Source organism: Streptomyces sp. NPDC027663, from assembly GCF_055566415.1.
This window is the reverse complement of sequence record NZ_JBVHSK010000015.1, coordinates 155965-174251: the sequence shown is the minus strand read 5'-3', so window position 1 is coordinate 174251 and position 18287 is coordinate 155965. Positions and strand designations below refer to the sequence as shown.

Genomic DNA, 18287 nt, shown 5'->3' with positions numbered 1-18287 from the left:
TGATTTTTGGCACGCTGTTGAGTTCTCAAGGAACGGTCGCTTCCTTTGTACTCACCCTCTCGGGCTTTCCTCCGGGCGCTTCCCTTCGTGTTTCCGAGTCTATCAGATCTTTTCTCGATCCGATTTCCTCGGTGCTTTCCAGGTTCCCGCTCTCGCGTTTCCCTTTCCGGCGGTTCCGACTCTATCAGATCCTTTCGGCGTCTGACTCCCAGTCAGCGGGATTGTCTTCCCGGCCCGCTGGGCCGTTCCGACGAGTGAGACTTTAGCGGATTCCTGGCTCCCGAGCTAATCGGCGCCGACGTCCTTTCGAACGCGGATTCCTCATTTCGCAAATACGCACACCAAAGCAGTCGGCGCAGGAGCGTCGATTGAGTGTGTGGTGCTTGCGGAATGGCTGTCCGGGGACCGACCGGGGTCGGCTCTCACGTCGGACAACTCGGAGAACTGTACGGATCGGCCTGGGGCGTGTCAACTCACTGCCGAGGGCCTCCCCCGAGGCGTACGCTGGGGCCCATGACTACGCGTACGTGCACCCAGTTCTGGTGGGCCGCCTGACGGCGGCCGGACTCACGTATGCACTCGACGGCCGCCGCTTCGGCGGCCGTTCTCGTATCTCCCTCCCGGACAGGGGGACCGGCCGCAGGGGCGGCGGTCCCGGCAGAAGGTGGAGTGGAGATGAAGCGAGTATTCAGCGGGATCCAGCCGAGCGGGCACGTGACCCTGGGGAACTACCTGGGGGCCATGCGGCGGTGGGCCGAGGTCGACCAGTACCGGGCGGACTCGCTGTTCTGCATCGTGGATCTGCATGCGCTGACGGTGGACCACGACCCGGCGCGGGTGCGGCGGCTCAGCCGGCAGACGGCGACGCTGCTGCTGGCCGCCGGGCTCGATCCGGAGCTGTGCACCTTGTACGTGCAGAGCCATGTCGGTGAGCACACCCGTCTGTCGTACCTGCTGGAGTGCGTGGCCGGCGACGGTGAGATGCGGCGCATGATCCAGTACAAGGAGAAGTCCGCGCGGGAGCGCGAGCGCGGCGGGAGCGTGCGGCTGTCGCTGCTGACGTATCCGGTGCTGATGGCGGCGGACATCCTGGCGTTCGGTACGGACGAGGTGCCGGTCGGGGACGACCAGGTGCAGCACGTGGAACTGGCGCGGGATCTCGCGGTCCGGTTCAACCAGCGGTACGGGCACACGTTCGTGGTGCCGAAGGTGACGCTTCCGGGGGTGGCGGCTCGGGTGATGAACCTGCAGAACCCGACCTCGAAGATGGGGAAGTCGGACACGGGGCAGGGAGTCGTCTATCTGCTGGACGAGCCGGACGTGGTGCGCAGGAAGGTGCTGCGGGCGGTGACCGACAGCGGGCGGGACGTCGTCTACGACCGGGAGGAGCGGCCGGGCCTCGCGAACCTGCTGGAGATTCTCGCTGCGTGTACGGGCGGGAACCCTGCGTCACTGGCGGACGTTTACGACTCGTACGGCTCTTTGAAGAAGGACACCGCGGAGGCGGTGGTGGAGGTGCTGCGGCCCGTGCAGGCCAGGCACCGGGAGCTGTGCGCTGATCCGGTGTATGTGGAGGGGGTGTTGCGGGATGGTGCGGAGAAGGCCCGGGAGTCGGCTCGGCCGCGGGTCGATACGGCCTACCGGGCGATCGGGTTGCTGCCGCCCGCGGCGGAGCCCTCGCTGACCGCGGTCCGGTAGCCGGGGTGCGGGCGGCGGGGTGGGCCGCCGCCCGCAGAGGGCAGGAAGTCAGTCCTTCTTGCCGGAGGCGAGTTCGCGGCTGCGGTCGCGGGCGGCTTCGAGGGCGGCGATGAGGGCGGCTCGTACGCCGTGGTTCTCCAGTTCACGGATGGCGTTGATCGTCGTGCCGGCCGGGGAGGTGACGTTCTCCCGGAGCTTGACGGGGTGTTCGCCGCTGTCGCGGAGCATCACGGCGGCGCCGATGGCGGACTGGACGATGAGGTCGTGGGCCTTGTCGCGGGGCAGGCCGAGCAGGATGCCGGCGTCGGTCATGGCTTCGACCAGGTAGAAGAAATAGGCGGGGCCGGAGCCGGACAGTGCGGTGCAGGCGTCCTGCTGGCTCTCGGGGACGCGGAGGGTCTTGCCGACGCCGCCGAAGATCTCCTCGGCGTGCGCGAGGTGAGCCTCGGTGGCGTGGCTGCCCGCGGAGATGACCGACATGGCCTCGTCGACGAGGGCGGGGGTGTTGGTCATGACTCGGACGACGGGGGTGCCTGGGGCCAGGCGCTCCTCGAAGAAGGAGGTGGGAATGCCGGCGGCTCCGCTGATGATCAGGCGGTCGGCGGGGATGTGCGGTGCCAGTTCGTCCAGGAGGGTGCCCATGTCCTGCGGCTTGACCGTGAGGATCAGGGTGTCGGCGGTCTTGGCGGCCTCGGCGTTGCTGACCGGGGCGACTCCGTAGCGGGTGCGGAGTTCTTCGGCGCGTTCCGCGCGGCGGGCGGTGACCACGAGGTCGGCGGGGGCCCAGCCGGCCCGGATCATTCCGCTGAGCAGGGCTTCGCCGATCTTGCCGGTGCCGAGGACTGCGACTTTCTGGCTCATGCGGTTCAGTTTCGCACCGGCGAGGAGGGGTGCGCGGAGGTTGTCCGGTGGGCGGACGTCCTTTGTGCACCCGCCGGTTCGGAGGTCAGGGGGTCCGTCGTCGCAGGGTCGCCGCGCCCATGACCAGCACCAGCAGTGCGCAGCCGGCCACGATCAGGACGTCCCTGACGAAGGTGGCTGTCATGTCGGTGTGGTGGAGGACCTCGTTCATGCCGTCGACGGCGTACGACATGGGCAGGGCGTCGGAGACGACCTCCAGGACGGGGTGCATGTCGGAGCGGGGTGTGAAGAGGCCGCAGAGGAGGAGCTGAGGAAAGATCACCGCGGGCATGAACTGGACCGCCTGGAATTCGGAGGCCGCGAAGGCCGAGACGAAGAGGCCGAGGGCCGTGCCGAGCAGGGCGTCGAGGAGGGCGACGAGCAGGAGCAGCCATGCGGAGCCGGTGACGTCCAGGCCGAGGAACCAGACCGCGAGTCCGGTGGCCAGGGCGGACTGGACGATGGCGAGGGCGCCGAAGGCCAGGGCGTAGCCGGCGATGACGTCGGCCTTGCCGAGGGGCATGGCGAGGAGGCGTTCGAGGGTACCGGAGGTGCGTTCGCGCAGGGTGGCGATGGAGGTGACCAGGAACATCGTGATCAGCGGGAAGATGCCGAGCAGCGAGGCGCCGATGTTGTCGAAGGTGCGTGGGCTGGCGTCGAAGACGTAGCGCAGCAGGATCAGCATCAGGCACGGGATGAGGATCAGCAGCGCGATGGTGCGCGGGTCGTGGCGCAGCTGGCGCAGGACCCGGCTCGCGGTGGCTGCGGTGCGGGAGACGTTGAGCGTCCTGGGGGCCGCAGCGGGGGTTGTCGTGCTGGTGGTGCTCATCGGGTGCTCTCTTTCGGGCGGCTCGCGGCAGCTGCTTCGTCGACGAGGCGCAGGAAGGCGGCCTCGACGGTGTCGGTACCGGTGCGGGTGCGCAGGGCGTCCGGGGTGTCTCCCCCAGCCTCCGGCCGGGAGGTGTCCCCGGTGAGGAGCTCGCCCTCGCGCATGAGGAGGAGGCGGTGGCAGCGCTCGGCCTCGTCCATGACGTGGGAGGAGACGAGGAGGGTGGTGCCGCGGGTGGCGGCGAGGTCGTGGAAGAGGTTCCACAGGTCGCGGCGGAGGACGGGGTCGAGGCCGACGGTCGGTTCGTCGAGGACGAGGAGATCGGGGGTGCCGAGGAGGGCGACGGCCAGGGAGACGCGGTTGCGCTGGCCGCCGGAGAGGTTGCCGGCGAGGGCGTCGGCGCGGCTGGTGAGGTCGACGTCGGCGATGGCCTGGATGACGTGCTGGTGGCGGCGTTCGGCGGCGGCTCGGCCGGGGTCGAGGATCGCGGCGAAGTACTCGAGGTTCTGACGGACGGTGAGGTCGTCGTAGACGGAGGGGGCCTGGGTGACGTAGCCGATGCGGCTGCGCAGGGTGGGGTGGCCGGCCGGGTGGCCGAGGACATCGAGGGTGCCGGTGGCCTTGGCCTGGGTGCCGACGATCGAGCGCATGAGAGTGGACTTGCCGCAGCCGGAGGGGCCGAGCAGGCCGGTGATCTGACCCCGCGGGACGGTGAAGCGGAGGTGGTGCAGGACCGTGCGGGGGCCGCGCACGACGGTGAGGCCGTCGGCGTGGACGGCGGGGGTGAGGGGTTGGTGTGGTGGGTCCGGCGCATAATTCATCATGCGATGAATAATCGGTCCGCGGGCGTGAGCCGTCAAGGGGGCGGCGGCCGAGTGTCCGCGGAGAGAGCGAGCGAGGGCTGCACATGCGGGAGTAGCGGCCGCGAGTCCGCGGAGAGAGCGAGCGCTGCACATGCGGGAGCGGCGGCCGGGTCGGGGGCGGCCGCCGCTCGCAGTGGGCAGGATTCGGTTGTTCAGCCGGGCAGGGCTGAGGAGTGAGCCGGGTCAGGGCTTCAGGGCGACGAGGAGGAGCACCTCGTACACCTCCTCGACGAGGCCGTCCGGGAAGACCTTCAACAGGTGGCCGCGCTCCTCCTCCAGGAAGGCGGTCCTGCGCTCCTCGGGCGTGAGGAGGAACGCCGAGTGGCTGCCGATGTTGGCGAGGTGGGTGTCGATCGTGACGCGGCGGCTCCAGCGGACCTCGCGACGGAGGAAGCGGAGGCGGCCGCTCGGGTCGGCCAGTTCGGTGCGGCTTCCGTCCCGTTGCTGGGCGGCGACGTCCACACCGAAGAAGCGGCCGATGCGTCCGGCGGCCTCGGCGAGCCACGGGACGTCCAGGGCATCACCGTTCCACCACAGCGCCAGCGCACCGCCCGGTCGCAGCACGCGCAGGGCTTCCGGCACCGAGCGGGCCGGGTCGGTCCAGTGCCAGGCCTGGGCGTAGGTGAGGAGGTCGGCGCGGGCGTCGGCGACGGGAAGGGCGTTGCCGTTGCCGCGGACCAACGGGATGTGCGGGAGTGCTCGGCGGAACTCGGCGGCCATGCCCGCGCCGGGTTCGACGGCGAGGACGTCGGCTCCGCGGGCGTGCAGCAGAGCGGTCGCGATACCGGTGCCGGCGCCGACGTCCACGGTCCTGGCACCGGACAAGGAGCGGCCGGCCAGTTCCTCGACGGCGTCGAAGAGGGCGGGCGGATAGGAGGGGCGGTTCGCCGCGTACTGGGCGGCGGCTGAGTTGAAGGAGGTGGCTCGGGCGGCGTGGAAGGCGGGTGAACCGGCGGGCGTCGACTGGGCGGCTGTCATGGAGTCATCGTGGGCGGACGGGGTGGGGCGGGGACAGCGATTTCCGGAGTTCGCCGTCGCCCACGGTCTGCAGCGGGCGCTCCTGCTGCACCGCCTGCGGTGGAGGGCGTGCCGGTACGTCATCCCTCCCGGGTGGGCCCGCACTCCGTGCGGCCGGCTGCTCGCCCTTCCGGAGTCACCGCTTCCCGGCGTCCCCCGGGTTGCGGCACTCCGTGCGGGTGGCTGCACGCCCTTCCGGAGTCACCGCTTCCCGGCGTCCCCCGGGTTGCGGCACTCCGTGCGGGTGGCTGCACGCCCTTCCGGAGTCACCGCGTCCCGGCGTCCCCCGGGTTGCGGCACTCCGTGCGGGTGGCTGCACGCCCTTCCGGAGTCACCGCGTCCCGGTGCGCCCCGGGCTGTGCTGTCCGCGCTCTACCGGCGACGCCTGTTCCGGGAACCCTTCCCGTTCTTCGAGGGGTTGCCGGTGCGGCGGGTCGTGCGGCGTTCGTGGGCCTCGCGGGCCTTCTCGTACTCCTCGCGGTGCAGCTTCTCGCCCGGGGCCTCGGTGAGGGAACGGACGAAGTAGGCGAGGAGGGAGCCGACGAAGCCGATGGCGAGCAGGCCGCGCAGGGAGGCCTGTCGCTCGGGGTCGTGCCGCTTGCCGAAGCCTTCCCAGGTGTTGCGGAAGGCGAGCGCGCTGCAGATCGCGAACATGGCGATGACCAGCACGGTCACGAAGGAGCCGGTGTCGGCGATCTGGACGCCCTCGTAGGCGAAGCGCAGCACCAGGCAGGAGACGGCGGCAGCGGCGAGGGAGCCCACGGCCACACCGGCGCGGCGGGCCGTGTAGCCGTTGTCGTGGTCCACCCAGGACGTGCCGAAGAAGCGCAGGGGCTCGGGGCGGGGTCCGGGGTCCTGGGCCGTGGCGGCCTGGGTCGCGCCCGCGGTGGAGCCCGCCGGGGTGTCCGGGGTGCCGGTTTCGTCGCTCACGGGACGATTATGGGGTGTGCATTTCCTGCGGGGACCGGGGCGGGTCCGTCTCTCGCCGGGCGCCCCGGGGCGTCAGCCGCAGCGGGGGGCGACGTAGCCGTCGCTGCCCGTGTGCACGAAGGCGTCCGAGACGTACTCACCGCTGTCGATGAGGTCCCAGATGTTCGTCGTGCCGTAGGGGCCCGACACCTTCGTACCGGGCGACTGGCAGTAGATCGGCACCCGGACGCCCTCCGGCAGGACGCGGACGAGGTTGTAGCCGGTGCCGGGGCCGCTGCGGACGTTCAGCCGGACGCCGGGGGCGACGGCGTAGGTGCGGACGGCTGCCGCCGCCTGCTGCGCGGCGGTGTCCTCGATGGCCTCGGCCTCTTGTGTGCGCTCAACTGACATGTAAGTGGGCCCTCCCCCGTTGCTTGCCTGGAACTCGGCGCGAAACGCATGTGCGCAACCCGCACGCAGACGCTAGCAAGCCGCCTCGGTCTCGTACGAGTCATCGACTAGGCTCCGTGCGTCGCGCGCGCGGACGAACAGCACGGGGGGGCCATGACGCCACAGCGCAACACCGGAGCGGGCGCGGAAGCGGAACTTCCCGAATACGACGGTCACTACCGGCTGGAGTCCTGTCTGGGGTCCGGTGGCATGGGGGTCGTGCACCTTGCCCGGAGCACCTCGGGGATGAAGCTCGCGGTGAAGGTCGTACATGCCGAGTTCGCCCGGGACCCCGAGTTCAGAGGCCGTTTCCGACAGGAAGTGGCCGCCGCGCGGCGGGTCAGCGGTGCCTTCACCGCGCCAGTCGTGGACGCCGATCCGGAGGCTGAACGGCCCTGGATGGCCACGCTGTTCATTCCCGGTCCGACCCTTTCCGATCAGGTAAAGCGGAAGGGTCCCCTGCCGCCTGCGCAGTTGCGCAGGCTGATGGCCGGGCTCGCCGAGGCACTGCGGGACATCCACCGGGTCGGCGTGGTGCACCGTGATCTGAAGCCGAGCAACGTGCTGCTCGCCGAGGACGGGCCGAAGGTCATCGACTTCGGCATCTCGCGGCCGAAGGACAGCGAACTGCGGACCGAGACGGGCAAGTTGATCGGGACACCGCCGTTCATGGCGCCCGAGCAGTTCCGGCGCCCCCGGGAAGTGGGGCCCGCGGCCGACATCTTCGCGCTCGGGTCGGTCCTGGTGCACGCGGCCACCGGCCGTGGGCCGTTCGACTCCGACAGCCCGTACGTCGTCGCGTACCAGGTGGTGCACGACGAACCCGACCTGACCGGTGTGCCGGACAGTCTCGCGCCGCTGATCCGGCGCTGCCTGGCCAAGGAGCCCGAGGACCGGCCCACGCCGGACGAACTGATGCGGGAACTGCGCTCGGTGGCGGCCTCGTTCGACACGCAGGCGTTCATACCGGCGCAGCGGACGGGTGAGGACGGGCCCGCACCGGCGGTGGCACCGGGCCCTGAGCCGGCCGGTCGGACCCCGGCGAGGCGCCCGGGCCGCAGGCCGCTGCTCCTTGGTGCCGGAGCCCTCGCGCTGGCGCTGGTGGGTTCCCTCGCCTGGGTCTGGGCGCTCGGCGACGACCCGGCTCCCCGGCGGGAGAGCGGGCCGGCCCGGACGGTTGCCGCCGGCCCCTGGACGGCCCGGTCCGTGCCCGGGGGCGAGGGCATGCCGCAATGTGCCGGCAGCGCGGGCCGGTTGCTCTGTGCGCGGCCGGGTGTCGTCTTCGCGCTCTCCGCCTCCGACGGCAGGCTGCTGTGGCGGCGCTCGGTCGACACGCGGACCACGAGCGGCCCGCCGGCCGTCTCCGGCGGACTGGTGCAGCCGTACACCGACGGCGGTTCGCGGCTCGCGGGGCTCGACCCGGCCACCGGCAAGGACGTCTGGCACCGCCGCCTGCCGACGGGGACGACGGTGCGGTACGCCGGCGGCACGGCCCTGCTCGCCGATGCCGGCGGAGCGGTCACCGGCGTGGACGGCGCGACCGGTACCACGCGCTGGCGGAGCGCGGTGCCGGGCCAGGGTGTGCCGTCCTTCGCCTCGTTCCCGGGAGAGGCGGGCGGGTCCGCGTATGCCACGCGTACGTCCGCCGACGGCAGGAGCACCCAGGTGACCGCGGTGGATCCGGGCACGGGCAAGGCCGGGTGGGAGGCCCGGCTGGAGGGATGGCTGAAGCCCGTCGCCGCGGGCAAGGACGGTTCTGTGTACTTCCTGGCCGTCGACAGTGGCTACGGCGCCAAGGAGATCGTCCGCTACTCCCCAGCGACCGGGGCGACGCGGCGCCTCGCGCTGCCCGCCGTGCTCGACGGCGCGCACATGGCCGTGCAGGGGGAGGTGGCCTATGTACTGGCCACCGGCGGTTCCCTCGATGCCGTGGACCTGGGGTCGGGCAGGTATCTGTGGCATCTGGAGACGTCCGTGAGCCGTGGTTCCGCCCCCGTCGTGGAGGGCGGCCGGGTCTACTTCACCGCGAGCGACGGCCGGCTGCTCGCCGTCGACGCCGGGAAGGGGCGGCTCGTCGGGCAGACGCCCGCACGTCTGGGCGCGAACTCGGCCCAGGTCATGAGCACACCGCCCGCGCCGCTGATCGTCGGCACCCGCATCTGCGCCACCGCGCCCGACGGCACCGTCTTCGCCGTGGACGGCCGCTCGCCCGCGCGGTGGTGAGGTCCCGCGACCCGGCCCGGCGATACGGCTAAGGGCCGCCCCCAGGGGAGGCGGCCCCGCACACGGCACGGATCCTGCGACCGGATCGGGCCGAGCGAACGGCCGGCTCCGGGGACCCGGCGAAGGACCCGGTCCCGCGGCCGCATCCTGCGGCCGGTCGTACAGCCGCAAAATGCGGCCGGGACTCACAGCCGGGACGTACAGCGGCACAGTGCGGCCGGGTCGCACGGCCAGGACGTACAGCCGCCGCAAAGTGCGGCCGGGTCGTACAGCCGCACCGTGTGGCCGGTCAGCCCAGCCGGGACACGTCGCGCACCGCGCCCTTGTCGGCGCTCGTCGCCATCGCCGCGTAGGCGCGGAGGGCGGCGGAGACCTTGCGGTCGCGGTTCTTCGGGGCGTACACGCCGTTCAGCTCCTGCTCCCGGCGGGCCAGCTCCGCCTCGTCCACGAGCAGCTCGATCGAGCGGCCCGGGATGTCGATGCGGATGCGGTCGCCGTCCTGGACCAGGGCGATGGTGCCGCCGGAGGCCGCCTCGGGGGAGGCGTGGCCGATGGACAGGCCCGAGGTGCCGCCGGAGAAGCGGCCGTCGGTGATCAGGGCGCAGGTCTTGCCGAGGCCGCGGCCCTTCAGGTACGAGGTCGGGTACAGCATCTCCTGCATGCCGGGGCCGCCCTTGGGGCCCTCGTAGCGGATGACGACGACGTCGCCGTCCTTGACCTCCTGGGTCAGGATCCGCTGGACGGCCTCGTCCTGGGACTCGCAGACGACCGCCGGGCCCTCGAACGTCCAGATCGACTCGTCCACGCCGGCCGTCTTCACCACGCAGCCGTCGACAGCGAGGTTGCCGCGGAGCACCGCCAGGCCGCCGTCCTTGGAGTACGCGTGCTCGGCGGAGCGGATGCAGCCGTTCTCGGCGTCCTCGTCCAGGGCCTCCCAGCGCTCGGACTGGGAGAAGGCCTCGGCGGAGCGGACGCAGCCGGGGGCCGCGTGCCACAGCTCGACCGCCTCGGGGGACGGGGAGCCGCCGCGGACGTCCCAGGTCTTCAGCCAGTCGGCGAGGGAGGGGCTGTGGACGGCGTGGACGTCCTCGTTGAGCAGGCCCGCGCGGTGCAGTTCACCGAGGAGGGCGGGGATGCCGCCGGCGCGGTGCACGTCCTCCATGTAGTACGTGCGGTCCTTCGCGACGTTCGGGGCGACCTTGGCGAGGCAGGGGACGCGGCGCGAGACGGCGTCGATCTGGTCCAGGCCGAACGGGACACCGGCCTCCTGGGCGGCGGCCAGCAGGTGCAGGATCGTGTTGGTGGAGCCGCCCATCGCGATGTCCAGGGCCATGGCGTTCTCGAAGGCCTGGAAGGTGGCGATGTTGAGCGGCAGGACCGTGTCGTCGTCCTGTTCGTAGTAGCGGCGGGTGAGGTCCATGACCGTGCGGGCCGCGTTCTCGTAGAGGGCGCGGCGGGCGGTGTGGGTGGCGAGGACCGAGCCGTTGCCGGGCAGGGAGAGGCCGATGGCCTCGGTGAGGCAGTTCATCGAGTTGGCGGTGAACATGCCGGAACAGCTGCCACAGGTGGGGCAGGCGTTCTCCTCGATGCGGAGGATGTCCTCGTCGGAGATCTTGTCGTTGACGGCGTCGGAGATCGCGTCGACCAGGTCGAGCGTGCGGACCGTGCCGTCCACGAGGGTGGCGCGGCCGGACTCCATGGGGCCGCCGGAGACGAAGACCGTAGGGATGTTCAGCCGCAGGGCGGCGTTGAGCATGCCCGGGGTGATCTTGTCGCAGTTGGAGATGCAGACGAGGGCGTCGGCGCAGTGGGCCTCGACCATGTACTCGACCGAGTCCGCGATCAGGTCGCGGGAGGGCAGGGAGTAGAGCATCCCGCCGTGGCCCATGGCGATGCCGTCGTCCACGGCGATCGTGTTGAACTCGCGCGGGATGCCGCCCGCCTCCCTGATCGCCTCGCTGACGATCCGGCCGACCGGCTGGAGGTGGGTGTGGCCCGGCACGAACTCGGTGAAGGAGTTCGCGACGGCGATGATCGGCTTCCGGCCGATGTCCGCGCCGGGTACACCGGAGGCACGCATAAGGGCGCGGGCGCCCGCCATGTTGCGGCCGTGGGTGACTGTGCGGGACCTCAGCTCGGGCATCGTCGCTCGCTCCTTCGGAGACCTTCCGGGACCTTCAGGCGAAGAGTCCGGAGAGTTCTGACTGTACGGTCGAGCGTACGCCGGTGCTCCAAGGGCTGGACATGCGTGTCCGGAATGCGGGACGCGCGTTTCACGGACGGTGCTGTCAGGGCTGCGTCAGGTGGGCCTGCACCACCGGCGCCACGCGCGCGATGATCTGCTCCAGGTCCGCCGAGGCCAGTGGCTCCAGCTTGATCACGTAGCGCATCATCGCCGTACCGACGATCTGCGCGGCCGCCAGTTCGGCGCGCAGCTCCGCGTCCGGAAGGTCCAGCTGGGCGGCGACGCGGCGCAGCAGCTGGGTGGCGACGAGGCGGCGGAAGACGGCGGCGGCGGTCTCGTTGGTCACGGCGGAGCGGAGGATGGCGAGGAGCGGCGCACGGGTCGCGGGGTTGTCCCAGACGCCGAGGACGAACCGGGTCAGCCGCTCCCCCACACCCTCCACCGGGCCGGCGGCCACCGCGGCCGGCGCGTTCAGGGCAGGGGCGAAGGCGACCTCGATGGCCGCCTCGAAGACCTGCTCCTTGGTGCCGAAGTAGTGGTGGACCAGTGCCGAGTCCACGCCGGCGGCCTTGGCGATCCCGCGGACGGACGTCTTCTCGTACCCGCGCGCGGAGAACTCCTCACGGGCGGAGGTGAGGATCCGGTCGCGGGTGTCGGCGGACTCGGTGCGCGGCGGGCGGCCGCGGCGGCGGGGGGCGGGCTGGGTCGTCATCGCCGGGGGACCCGTACCGCCGAGGCGAGGTGCTTGCGCGTGAACTCCAGGGCCTCGGCGAGGTCGGCCTCACGTTCGGCGCCGGACATCGCCCGGCGGGTGTTGACCTCGATGACGACATGGCCGTCGAAGCCGGTGAGCGCGAGGCGCTCCAGTACTTCGGCGCAGGGCTGGGTGCCGCGGCCGGGCACCAGGTGCTCGTCCTTGGCCGAGCCGCGGCCGTCGGCCAGATGGACGTGCCCGAGCCGGTCCCCCATGCGGCCGATCATGTCCAGGGCGTCGGTACGGGCCGTCGCCGTGTGGCTGAGATCGATCGTGAAGTGCCGGTAGTCGTGGTTGGTGACGTCCCAGTCGGGGGCGTAGGCGAGCATCTCGCGGTCGCGGTAGCGCCACGGGTACATGTTCTCGACGGCGAACCGTACGTCCGTCTCGTCCGCCATCCGCCAGATGCCGTCGACGAAGTCCCGGGCGTACTGCCGCTGCCAGCGGAACGGCGGGTGTACGACGACCGTGGAGGCCCCCAGCTTCTCCGCCGCGACCCGGGCCCGCTGGAGCTTCACCCAGGGATCCGTGGACCAGACCCGCTGGGTGATCAGCAGACAGGGGGCGTGGACGGCCAGGATCGGGACGCCGTGGTAGTCCGACAGGCGGCGCAGGGCCTCGATGTCCTGGCTGACCGGGTCGGTCCACACCATGACCTCGACTCCGTCGTAGCCGAGGCGCGCAGCGATCTCGAAAGCCGTCGCCGTCGACTCCGGGTACACGGAGGCCGTCGACAGCGCGATGCGCACGTCCGTTGGTTCAGCCACGTCCGTCACCTTACGGCGTGGGGTGGTGCCGGTGTTGGGTGCCTGTTCGCCGTTGTGACTTTCCCCATTTGCGCGACCAGGGGTGCGCCCGCGCGCGGGTGCGGGTGCGGTGCGGGTGCGCCAGGCCGATCGCGCCCACGCGGCGGAGCCGTATGACGGCACGGCCCCGCGCCCCTACGGCACCGCGCCCCTGACGGGCGCTAGTCGCCGCCCATGTGATCGAGGCGCCGCAGGATGACGCCTTCCCTCAGGGCCCAGGGACAGATCTCCAGCTTCTCCACGCCGAACAGGTCCATCGCGCCCTCGGCCACCAGGGCGCCGGCGAGGAGCTGGCTCGACCTGCCCTCCGAGACGCCGGGAAGCTCGGCACGCTGGCCGGCCGTCATCCCTGCCAGACGGGGGACCCAGGCCTCCAGGGACTCGCGCTTGAGTTCGCGCTGGACGTAGAGGCCCTCGGCGCTGCGGGCGGCGCCGGCGATCCGGGCGAGCTGCTTGAAGGTCTTGGAGGTGGCGACCACGTGGTCGGGGGCGCCGAAGCGACTGAACTCGCCGCACGTGCGCGCGATCTCCGCGCGCACGTGCCGGCGCAGGCCGCGGACGGCCTCCGGGTCGGGCGGGTCGCCGGGCAGCCAGCCGGCGGTGAGGCGGCCGGCGCCGAGCGGGAGGGAAGCGGCGATGTCCGGCTCCTCGTCCATGCCGTAGGCGATCTCCAGGGAGCCGCCGCCGATGTCCAGGACGAGCAGCTTCCCGGCGGACCAGCCGAACCAGCGGCGTACGGCGAGGAAGGTGAGCCGGGCCTCCTCCTCGCCGGTGAGGACCTGGAGCCGTACGCCGGTCTCGGCCTCCACGCGCGTGAGGACGTCGTCGGCGTTGGTGGCCTCGCGGACCGCGGAGGTCGCGAACGGGAGCAGGTCCTCGACGCCCTTGTCCTCGGCGGCCTGGAGCGCCTCTCGCACGACGTCGGTCAGCTTGTGGATGCCGTCGTCGCCGATGGCACCGCTGTCGTCGAGGAGTTGGGCGAGCCGAAGGTCGGCCTTGTGCGAATGCGCGGGCAGCGGGCGCGCGCCGGGGTGAGCGTCCACCACCAGCAGATGCACCGTGTTCGAACCCACGTCCAGGACACCGAGTCTCATATGCGGAACGCTACTGCCAGAACGTCTGTCCTCGGTCCCCGGACCGGGCTCGGGCCACTTACCCTGGACGGGTGCCAAAGACGAAAAAGGCGAAATCCGGGAAAACCGAAAAGGCGGACAAGGTTCGCAAGACCGCCAAAGCGTCCAAGGGGGCGAAGGTGAGCGACGAGAAGGGGCTCGACTTCGCGCGCGCCTGGGTGGAGTTTCCTGACCCGGCGGACGACGAGCAGGTGTTCCGCTGCGATCTGACCTGGCTGACGTCTCGCTGGAACTGCATCTTCGGCAGTGGCTGCCAGGGCATTCAGGCGGGCCGCGCGGAGGACGGGTGCTGCACGCTGGGGGCGCACTTCTCCGACGAGGACGACGAGAAGCGGGTCGCCGAACATGTGGCACGGCTCACCCCCGAGATCTGGCAGCACCACGACGAGGGCACGCGCAACGGGTGGGTCTCGAAGGACGAGGACGGCTCCCGGCAGACCCGGCCCTTCCAGGGGTCCTGCATCTTCCAGAACCGGCCCGGGTTCGCGGGCGGCGCGGGCTGCTCGCTGCACATCCTCGCCCTGCGGGAGGGCCGGGAACCGCTGGAGACCAAGCCGGACGTCTGCTGGCAGCTGCCGATCCGGCGGACGTACGACTGGATCGACCGGCCGGACGACACGCGCGTGCTGCAGGTGTCGATCGGCGAGTACGACCGCCGGGGCTGGGGTCCGGGCGGCCATGACCTGCACTGGTGGTGCACCTCGGCGACCTCCGCGCACGGCGCCGGGGAGCCGGTGTACGTCTCGTACCGCGCCGAGCTGACCGAGCTGATGGGCAAGGCGGGGTACGACCGTCTCGTCGAGCTGTGCGAGCAGCGGCTGGCGTCCCAGCTGCCGCTGCTGGCCCCCCACCCGGCGGACCCGGAACCGTAACCGGCACACGCCGTCTGCCGCCGGCCACCCGCCTCGCGTGCCCGTGAAGGCCCCCGAGGCACCGACCGCCATCCGGTACCCGGCACCCACGGCGCTCGGCGCTCGGCGCTCGGCGCTCGGCGCTCGGCGCTCGGCGCTCGGCGACCAGCAACGGCCACCGGTCACTGCAGGCAACCGGCAACCGGCGCCCCTGAAGCCGACGGCACCCCCAGCACCCGACATCGACATCCGGCACCCGGCACCCGGCGCCCGAAAGCCGACGGCGCGACAGCCGACGGCGCCCCTCAGCTCCCCGACGGGGTCGGCGTCTCGCTGTCCGTCGGGGTGGGAGTCGGGGCCGGGGTGTCCGAGGGGGGTGGGGTCGTCGGGGTCGGAGTCGGTTCTGTGGGGGGCGGGGACTGGGACGTGGGAGGCTCGGTGGGAGGTGTGCTGGGCGGGGATGACGGCGGTGTCGAGGACGGGTGGGGTGTCGGACGGCTCGGAGCCGTGCCGTAGCCGTCGATGGTGACCACCGCGCCCGCCGGGGCCACCGCCACCTGTGCGTGCCAGTGGCCGGACGGCTCGCGCAGATGGTCGACGTACACCTTGATCGTCAACGTCTCGCCGGGCGCGAGGGTTCCCGAGGACTGGCTGAAGTAGAGCCAGCCGGCCGAGGTGGACGCCGACCAGTCGACGTCGGCGGAGCCGGCGGCCGTGAGGACGATCAGTGTCGTGTCTCCGTCGACGGCCGCGCTGACCGCCAGCTTTCCGGCGCCCTTCTGGTCCGCCCCGCCGACGCTGACGACCTCCACGGAGACGTCCGCCTTGCCGTCCTTGCCGGCCCGCGCCCCCGGCTTCACGCTGGCGTTCCCCGCGTTCTCGTAGCCGCCCGCCGCATCGCTGCCGAGCACGTCCGGGCCCTGTGCCTCGCGCGCGGTCGCCGAGTGGCCGTCGTCCCCACCGGCCGGCCCGCCGCGGTAGGCGGCCCAGAGCGCGAGGACCGGCGCGGCGACGACCGTGGCGACGACCGTGGTCGTGACGGCACGCGCGCGGAGGCGGTCGCGGCGGGCCGCGCGGTCCTTGGGGTCCATCGGGAAGCCGCGCTGGTCGAAGCGCGGTACGGCACCGCCCCGCGCGCGCGGGTGGTGCGCGAGCGTCATGTGCAGGGCCGCGCGCGGGGCCTCCAGGACGGGCAGCTCGGCGGGGGTGACCGTGGCGCCCGGCCAGCGGCCCGGGACGGCGCGCTCGGCGGTGCGGCGGCAGCGCGGGCACTCGTCGACGTGCCGGACCAGCTCGCCGCGCACGGCCGCGCTGAGGACCATCTGGCTGTCGCCGGTGAGGTGGGCCACGCTCGGGCAGCCGCCGGTCTCCACCACGGCGAGGGCCGCGCGGGTGCGCTCGACCTCGCAGGCGGCGCTGGCGAGCAGTTCGCGCGCGGCGGCGGGTTCCATGCCGAGGACGCGGGCGACCTCGTGGGCGGCGAGACGGTGACGGACGGCGAGTTCCAGGGCCTCGCGCTGCTCGGGCGTGGTGCCGGCCGCCTCAGGCCAGGCGAGCCGGGCGAGTTCCCGGCGATGCCGCTCCTGGGCCTCCGGCGCGACGGGCGGCCGGGATGCCGGCTTCCCGGCTCCTCGCACGGCCACGGTGCGGCCCGCCGCGTGCGTGGCCTGACGTTTCTGCTTGGCCTCGGCGAGCTTGCGCAGACAGGCCCAGCGGGCCAGCGCGTAGAGCCAGGCCCTGCGGTCGTCGGCCGCCCCGGGGATCCGGTGCCCGCGCCGCTCGGCCAGGGCGATGACGTCGCCGAGGGCGGCGGTGGCCGTGTCGTGGTCGCAGAGCACCGACAGGCAGTAGGTGAACAGACCGTCCAGATACGGCTCGTAGCGCGCCGGTGTGCGCTGGGCGAGGGTGCGCGCGGCGGCGCGGTCACGCGCCTCGCGGGCCTCACGGCGGGCTTCACGCGCCTCACGCGACTCGCGGTGCGCCCGATGCGCGCCGGTCGTGCGGGTGGTGGTCTCCGGACTGCTGCTCATCACCCGTGCGACCGTAGGCGGCGGCGGAGTGCCCCTTCTGGAACCTTGAGCACTTTTAATCCGTACGGGTGAAACGATCCCTCATAAGGGGACAGGAACCTTTCATTCCGCGGCCGATTCCCGAGGGGTGGTGGCCGACAGCGGACCACTCGTACGTGAGCCCCCGCCCCCTCAGGCACCGCCCCCGGCCCCGTTGTCAGTGCCGCGGGCTACGGTTTCCGCATGGCTGCCCGTACGAAGACCACCAAGGACCGACCGTCCTACCGCTGCACCGAATGCGGCTGGCAGACGGCCAAGTGGCTCGGCCGCTGCCCCGAGTGCCAGGCCTGGGGCACGGTCGAGGAGTACGGCGCGCCCGCGGTCAGGACGACCGCACCCGGCCGCGTGACCTCCTCCGCGCTGCCCATCGGCCAGGTCGACGGCCGCCGGGCCACCGCCCGCACGACCGGCGTGCCCGAGCTGGACCGGGTGCTCGGCGGCGGCCTCGTACCGGGCGCGGTCGTGCTGCTGGCCGGCGAGCCGGGAGTCGGCAAGTCCACCCTGCTGCTGGACGTGGCCGCCAAGTCCGCCGGCGCCGAGCACCGCACGCTCTATGTGACCGGCGAGGAGTCGGCGAGCCAGGTGCGGCTGCGCGCCGACCGCATCGGCGCCCTCGACGACCACCTGTATCTGGCCGCCGAGACCGACCTGGCCGCCGTCCTCGGGCACCTGGACGAGGTCAAGCCGTCCCTGCTGATCCTCGACTCGGTGCAGACCGTCGCCTCCCCGGAGATCGAGGGCGCCCCCGGCGGCATGGCCCAGGTCCGGGAGGTGGCCGGCGCCCTGATCCGCGCCTCCAAGGAGCGCGGCATGTCCACGCTCCTCGTGGGACACGTCACCAAGGACGGCGCCATCGCCGGACCTCGTCTGCTGGAACACCTGGTGGACGTCGTGCTGCACTTCGAGGGCGACCGGCACGCCCGCCTGCGCCTGGTGCGCGGAGTGAAGAACCGCTACGGGGCGACGGACGAGGTCGGCTGCTTCGAGCTGCACGACGAGGGCATCACGGGCCTCGCCGACCCCAGCGGCCTGTTCCTGACCCGCCGTGCCGAGCCGGTCCCCGGCACCTGCCTGACCGTCACCCTGGAGGGCCGCCGCCCGCTGGTCGCCGAGGTGCAGGCGCTCACCGTCGACTCCCAGATCCCTTCCCCGCGGCGCACGACGTCCGGTCTGGAGACCTCACGTGTGTCGATGATGCTGGCCGTCCTGGAACAGCGCGGCCGGATCAGCGCGCTCGGCAAGAGAGACATCTATTCGGCGACGGTGGGCGGCGTGAAGCTGTCGGAGCCGGCCGCCGATCTCGCCGTCGCGCTCGCCCTCGCCTCCGCCGCCAGCGACACCCCGCTGCCGAAGAACCTGGTGGCCATCGGCGAGGTGGGGCTGGCGGGCGAGGTGAGACGGGTCACGGGCGTGCAGCGCAGGCTCGCCGAGGCGCACCGGCTGGGCTTCACGCACGCGCTCGTACCGGCCGATCCGGGGAAGGTGCCGCCCGGCATGAAGGTCCTGGAAGTCGCCGACATAGGGGATGCGCTCAGCGTGCTGCCGCGCTCCCGTCGCCGAGAGGCCCCACGGGAGGCGGAGGAGCGCCGGTAGACTTTGC

Annotated in this window: 15 protein-coding genes; 4 read left to right on the top strand and 11 right to left on the bottom strand. The window is 72.2% G+C overall.

Features of this window, described 5'->3' with window-relative positions:
- The first annotated feature begins 675 nt into the window (after positions 1-675).
- Entirely contained in the window at positions 676-1698 is a 1023-nt protein-coding gene (gene trpS, locus ACZ4SF_RS31190) for a tryptophan--tRNA ligase (protein WP_468390945.1), read from the top strand.
- Positions 1699-1746: 48 nt separating this feature from the next.
- On the opposite strand, the gene proC is transcribed toward trpS, so the two are convergent.
- The 6 genes from proC to ACZ4SF_RS31160 all read right to left on the bottom strand — a co-directional run bounded on the left by proC (position 1747) and on the right by ACZ4SF_RS31160 (position 6627).
- On the bottom strand, positions 1747-2559 hold the full coding sequence (gene proC, locus ACZ4SF_RS31185; protein ID WP_468390942.1) for a pyrroline-5-carboxylate reductase: 813 nt from the start codon (positions 2557-2559) through the stop codon (positions 1747-1749).
- 85 nt (positions 2560-2644) lie between these two features.
- Entirely contained in the window at positions 2645-3427 is a 783-nt protein-coding gene (locus ACZ4SF_RS31180; RefSeq protein ID WP_468390939.1) for an ABC transporter permease, read from the bottom strand.
- Positions 3424-4251: an ABC transporter ATP-binding protein gene (locus ACZ4SF_RS31175; RefSeq protein ID WP_468390936.1), complete on the bottom strand. Its 828-nt coding sequence runs from the start codon at positions 4249-4251 to the stop codon at positions 3424-3426. Before ACZ4SF_RS31175 ends, ACZ4SF_RS31180 begins: the two co-directional genes overlap by 4 nt.
- Positions 4252-4473: 222 nt before the next feature.
- Positions 4474-5268, bottom strand: a complete 795-nt coding sequence (locus ACZ4SF_RS31170; RefSeq protein ID WP_468390932.1) for a class I SAM-dependent methyltransferase — start codon at positions 5266-5268, stop codon at positions 4474-4476.
- A 411-nt stretch (positions 5269-5679) separates the two neighbouring features.
- On the bottom strand, positions 5680-6237 hold the full coding sequence (locus ACZ4SF_RS31165) for an EamA/RhaT family transporter (protein WP_468390930.1): 558 nt from the start codon (positions 6235-6237) through the stop codon (positions 5680-5682).
- A gap of 72 nt (positions 6238-6309) precedes the next feature.
- Positions 6310-6627 carry an SH3 domain-containing protein gene (locus ACZ4SF_RS31160; protein ID WP_468390927.1) on the bottom strand — a complete coding sequence of 106 codons (318 nt, stop codon included), beginning with the start codon at positions 6625-6627 and terminating at the stop codon, positions 6310-6312.
- Between the two features lie 153 nt (positions 6628-6780).
- Here ACZ4SF_RS31160 and ACZ4SF_RS31155 point away from each other — a divergent pair, with 153 nt between their 5' ends.
- Positions 6781-8889, top strand: coding sequence for a protein kinase domain-containing protein (locus ACZ4SF_RS31155; protein WP_468390924.1), 2109 nt, complete (start codon positions 6781-6783; stop codon positions 8887-8889).
- 289 nt (positions 8890-9178) lie between these two features.
- Here the strand turns inward: ACZ4SF_RS31155 and ilvD are convergent, their stop codons facing one another.
- The 4 genes from ilvD to ACZ4SF_RS31135 form a co-directional block, all read right to left on the bottom strand.
- Complete coding sequence (gene ilvD, locus ACZ4SF_RS31150) at positions 9179-11032, bottom strand: dihydroxy-acid dehydratase (RefSeq protein ID WP_468390921.1); 1854 nt, start codon at positions 11030-11032, stop codon at positions 9179-9181.
- Between the two features lie 145 nt (positions 11033-11177).
- Positions 11178-11786 carry a TetR/AcrR family transcriptional regulator gene (locus ACZ4SF_RS31145; protein WP_468390918.1) on the bottom strand — a complete coding sequence of 203 codons (609 nt, stop codon included), beginning with the start codon at positions 11784-11786 and terminating at the stop codon, positions 11178-11180.
- Positions 11783-12604, bottom strand: coding sequence for a sugar phosphate isomerase/epimerase family protein (locus ACZ4SF_RS31140; protein WP_468390915.1), 822 nt, complete (start codon positions 12602-12604; stop codon positions 11783-11785). The genes ACZ4SF_RS31145 and ACZ4SF_RS31140 overlap by 4 nt, the downstream gene beginning before the upstream one ends.
- Positions 12605-12795: 191 nt before the next feature.
- Positions 12796-13728, bottom strand: coding sequence for a Ppx/GppA family phosphatase (locus ACZ4SF_RS31135; RefSeq protein WP_468390912.1), 933 nt, complete (start codon positions 13726-13728; stop codon positions 12796-12798).
- A gap of 71 nt (positions 13729-13799) precedes the next feature.
- Here ACZ4SF_RS31135 and ACZ4SF_RS31130 point away from each other — a divergent pair, with 71 nt between their 5' ends.
- On the top strand, positions 13800-14639 hold the full coding sequence (locus ACZ4SF_RS31130; protein WP_468390910.1) for a DUF3109 family protein: 840 nt from the start codon (positions 13800-13802) through the stop codon (positions 14637-14639).
- Positions 14640-14923: 284 nt separating this feature from the next.
- Here ACZ4SF_RS31130 and ACZ4SF_RS31125 read toward each other — a convergent pair whose 3' ends face one another.
- Complete coding sequence (locus ACZ4SF_RS31125) at positions 14924-16651, bottom strand: BACON domain-containing protein (protein WP_468390907.1); 1728 nt, start codon at positions 16649-16651, stop codon at positions 14924-14926.
- A gap of 219 nt (positions 16652-16870) precedes the next feature.
- On the opposite strand from ACZ4SF_RS31125, the gene radA reads away from it, so the two are divergent.
- Positions 16871-18280, top strand: a complete 1410-nt coding sequence (gene radA / locus ACZ4SF_RS31120) for a DNA repair protein RadA (RefSeq protein ID WP_468390904.1) — start codon at positions 16871-16873, stop codon at positions 18278-18280.
- Positions 18281-18287 lie beyond the last annotated feature (7 nt).

Excerpts from the sequence above, each read along its gene's own strand:
- ACZ4SF_RS31180 (WP_468390939.1), bottom strand. The coding sequence starts at position 3,427 with ATGAGCACCACCAGCACGACAACCCCCGCTGCGGCCCCCAGGACGCTC.
- radA (WP_468390904.1), top strand. The coding sequence starts at position 16,871 with ATGGCTGCCCGTACGAAGACCACCAAGGACCGACCGTCCTACCGCTGC.
- ACZ4SF_RS31135 (WP_468390912.1), bottom strand. The coding sequence starts at position 13,728 with ATGAGACTCGGTGTCCTGGACGTGGGTTCGAACACGGTGCATCTGCTG.
- proC (WP_468390942.1), bottom strand. The coding sequence starts at position 2,559 with ATGAGCCAGAAAGTCGCAGTCCTCGGCACCGGCAAGATCGGCGAAGCC.
- ilvD (WP_468390921.1), bottom strand. The coding sequence starts at position 11,032 with ATGCCCGAGCTGAGGTCCCGCACAGTCACCCACGGCCGCAACATGGCG.
- ACZ4SF_RS31175 (WP_468390936.1), bottom strand. The coding sequence starts at position 4,251 with ATGATGAATTATGCGCCGGACCCACCACACCAACCCCTCACCCCCGCC.
- ACZ4SF_RS31160 (WP_468390927.1), bottom strand. The coding sequence starts at position 6,627 with ATGTCAGTTGAGCGCACACAAGAGGCCGAGGCCATCGAGGACACCGCC.
- ACZ4SF_RS31155 (WP_468390924.1), top strand. The coding sequence starts at position 6,781 with ATGACGCCACAGCGCAACACCGGAGCGGGCGCGGAAGCGGAACTTCCC.
- ACZ4SF_RS31170 (WP_468390932.1), bottom strand. The coding sequence starts at position 5,268 with ATGACAGCCGCCCAGTCGACGCCCGCCGGTTCACCCGCCTTCCACGCC.
- trpS (WP_468390945.1), top strand. The coding sequence starts at position 676 with ATGAAGCGAGTATTCAGCGGGATCCAGCCGAGCGGGCACGTGACCCTG.
- ACZ4SF_RS31145 (WP_468390918.1), bottom strand. The coding sequence starts at position 11,786 with ATGACGACCCAGCCCGCCCCCCGCCGCCGCGGCCGCCCGCCGCGCACC.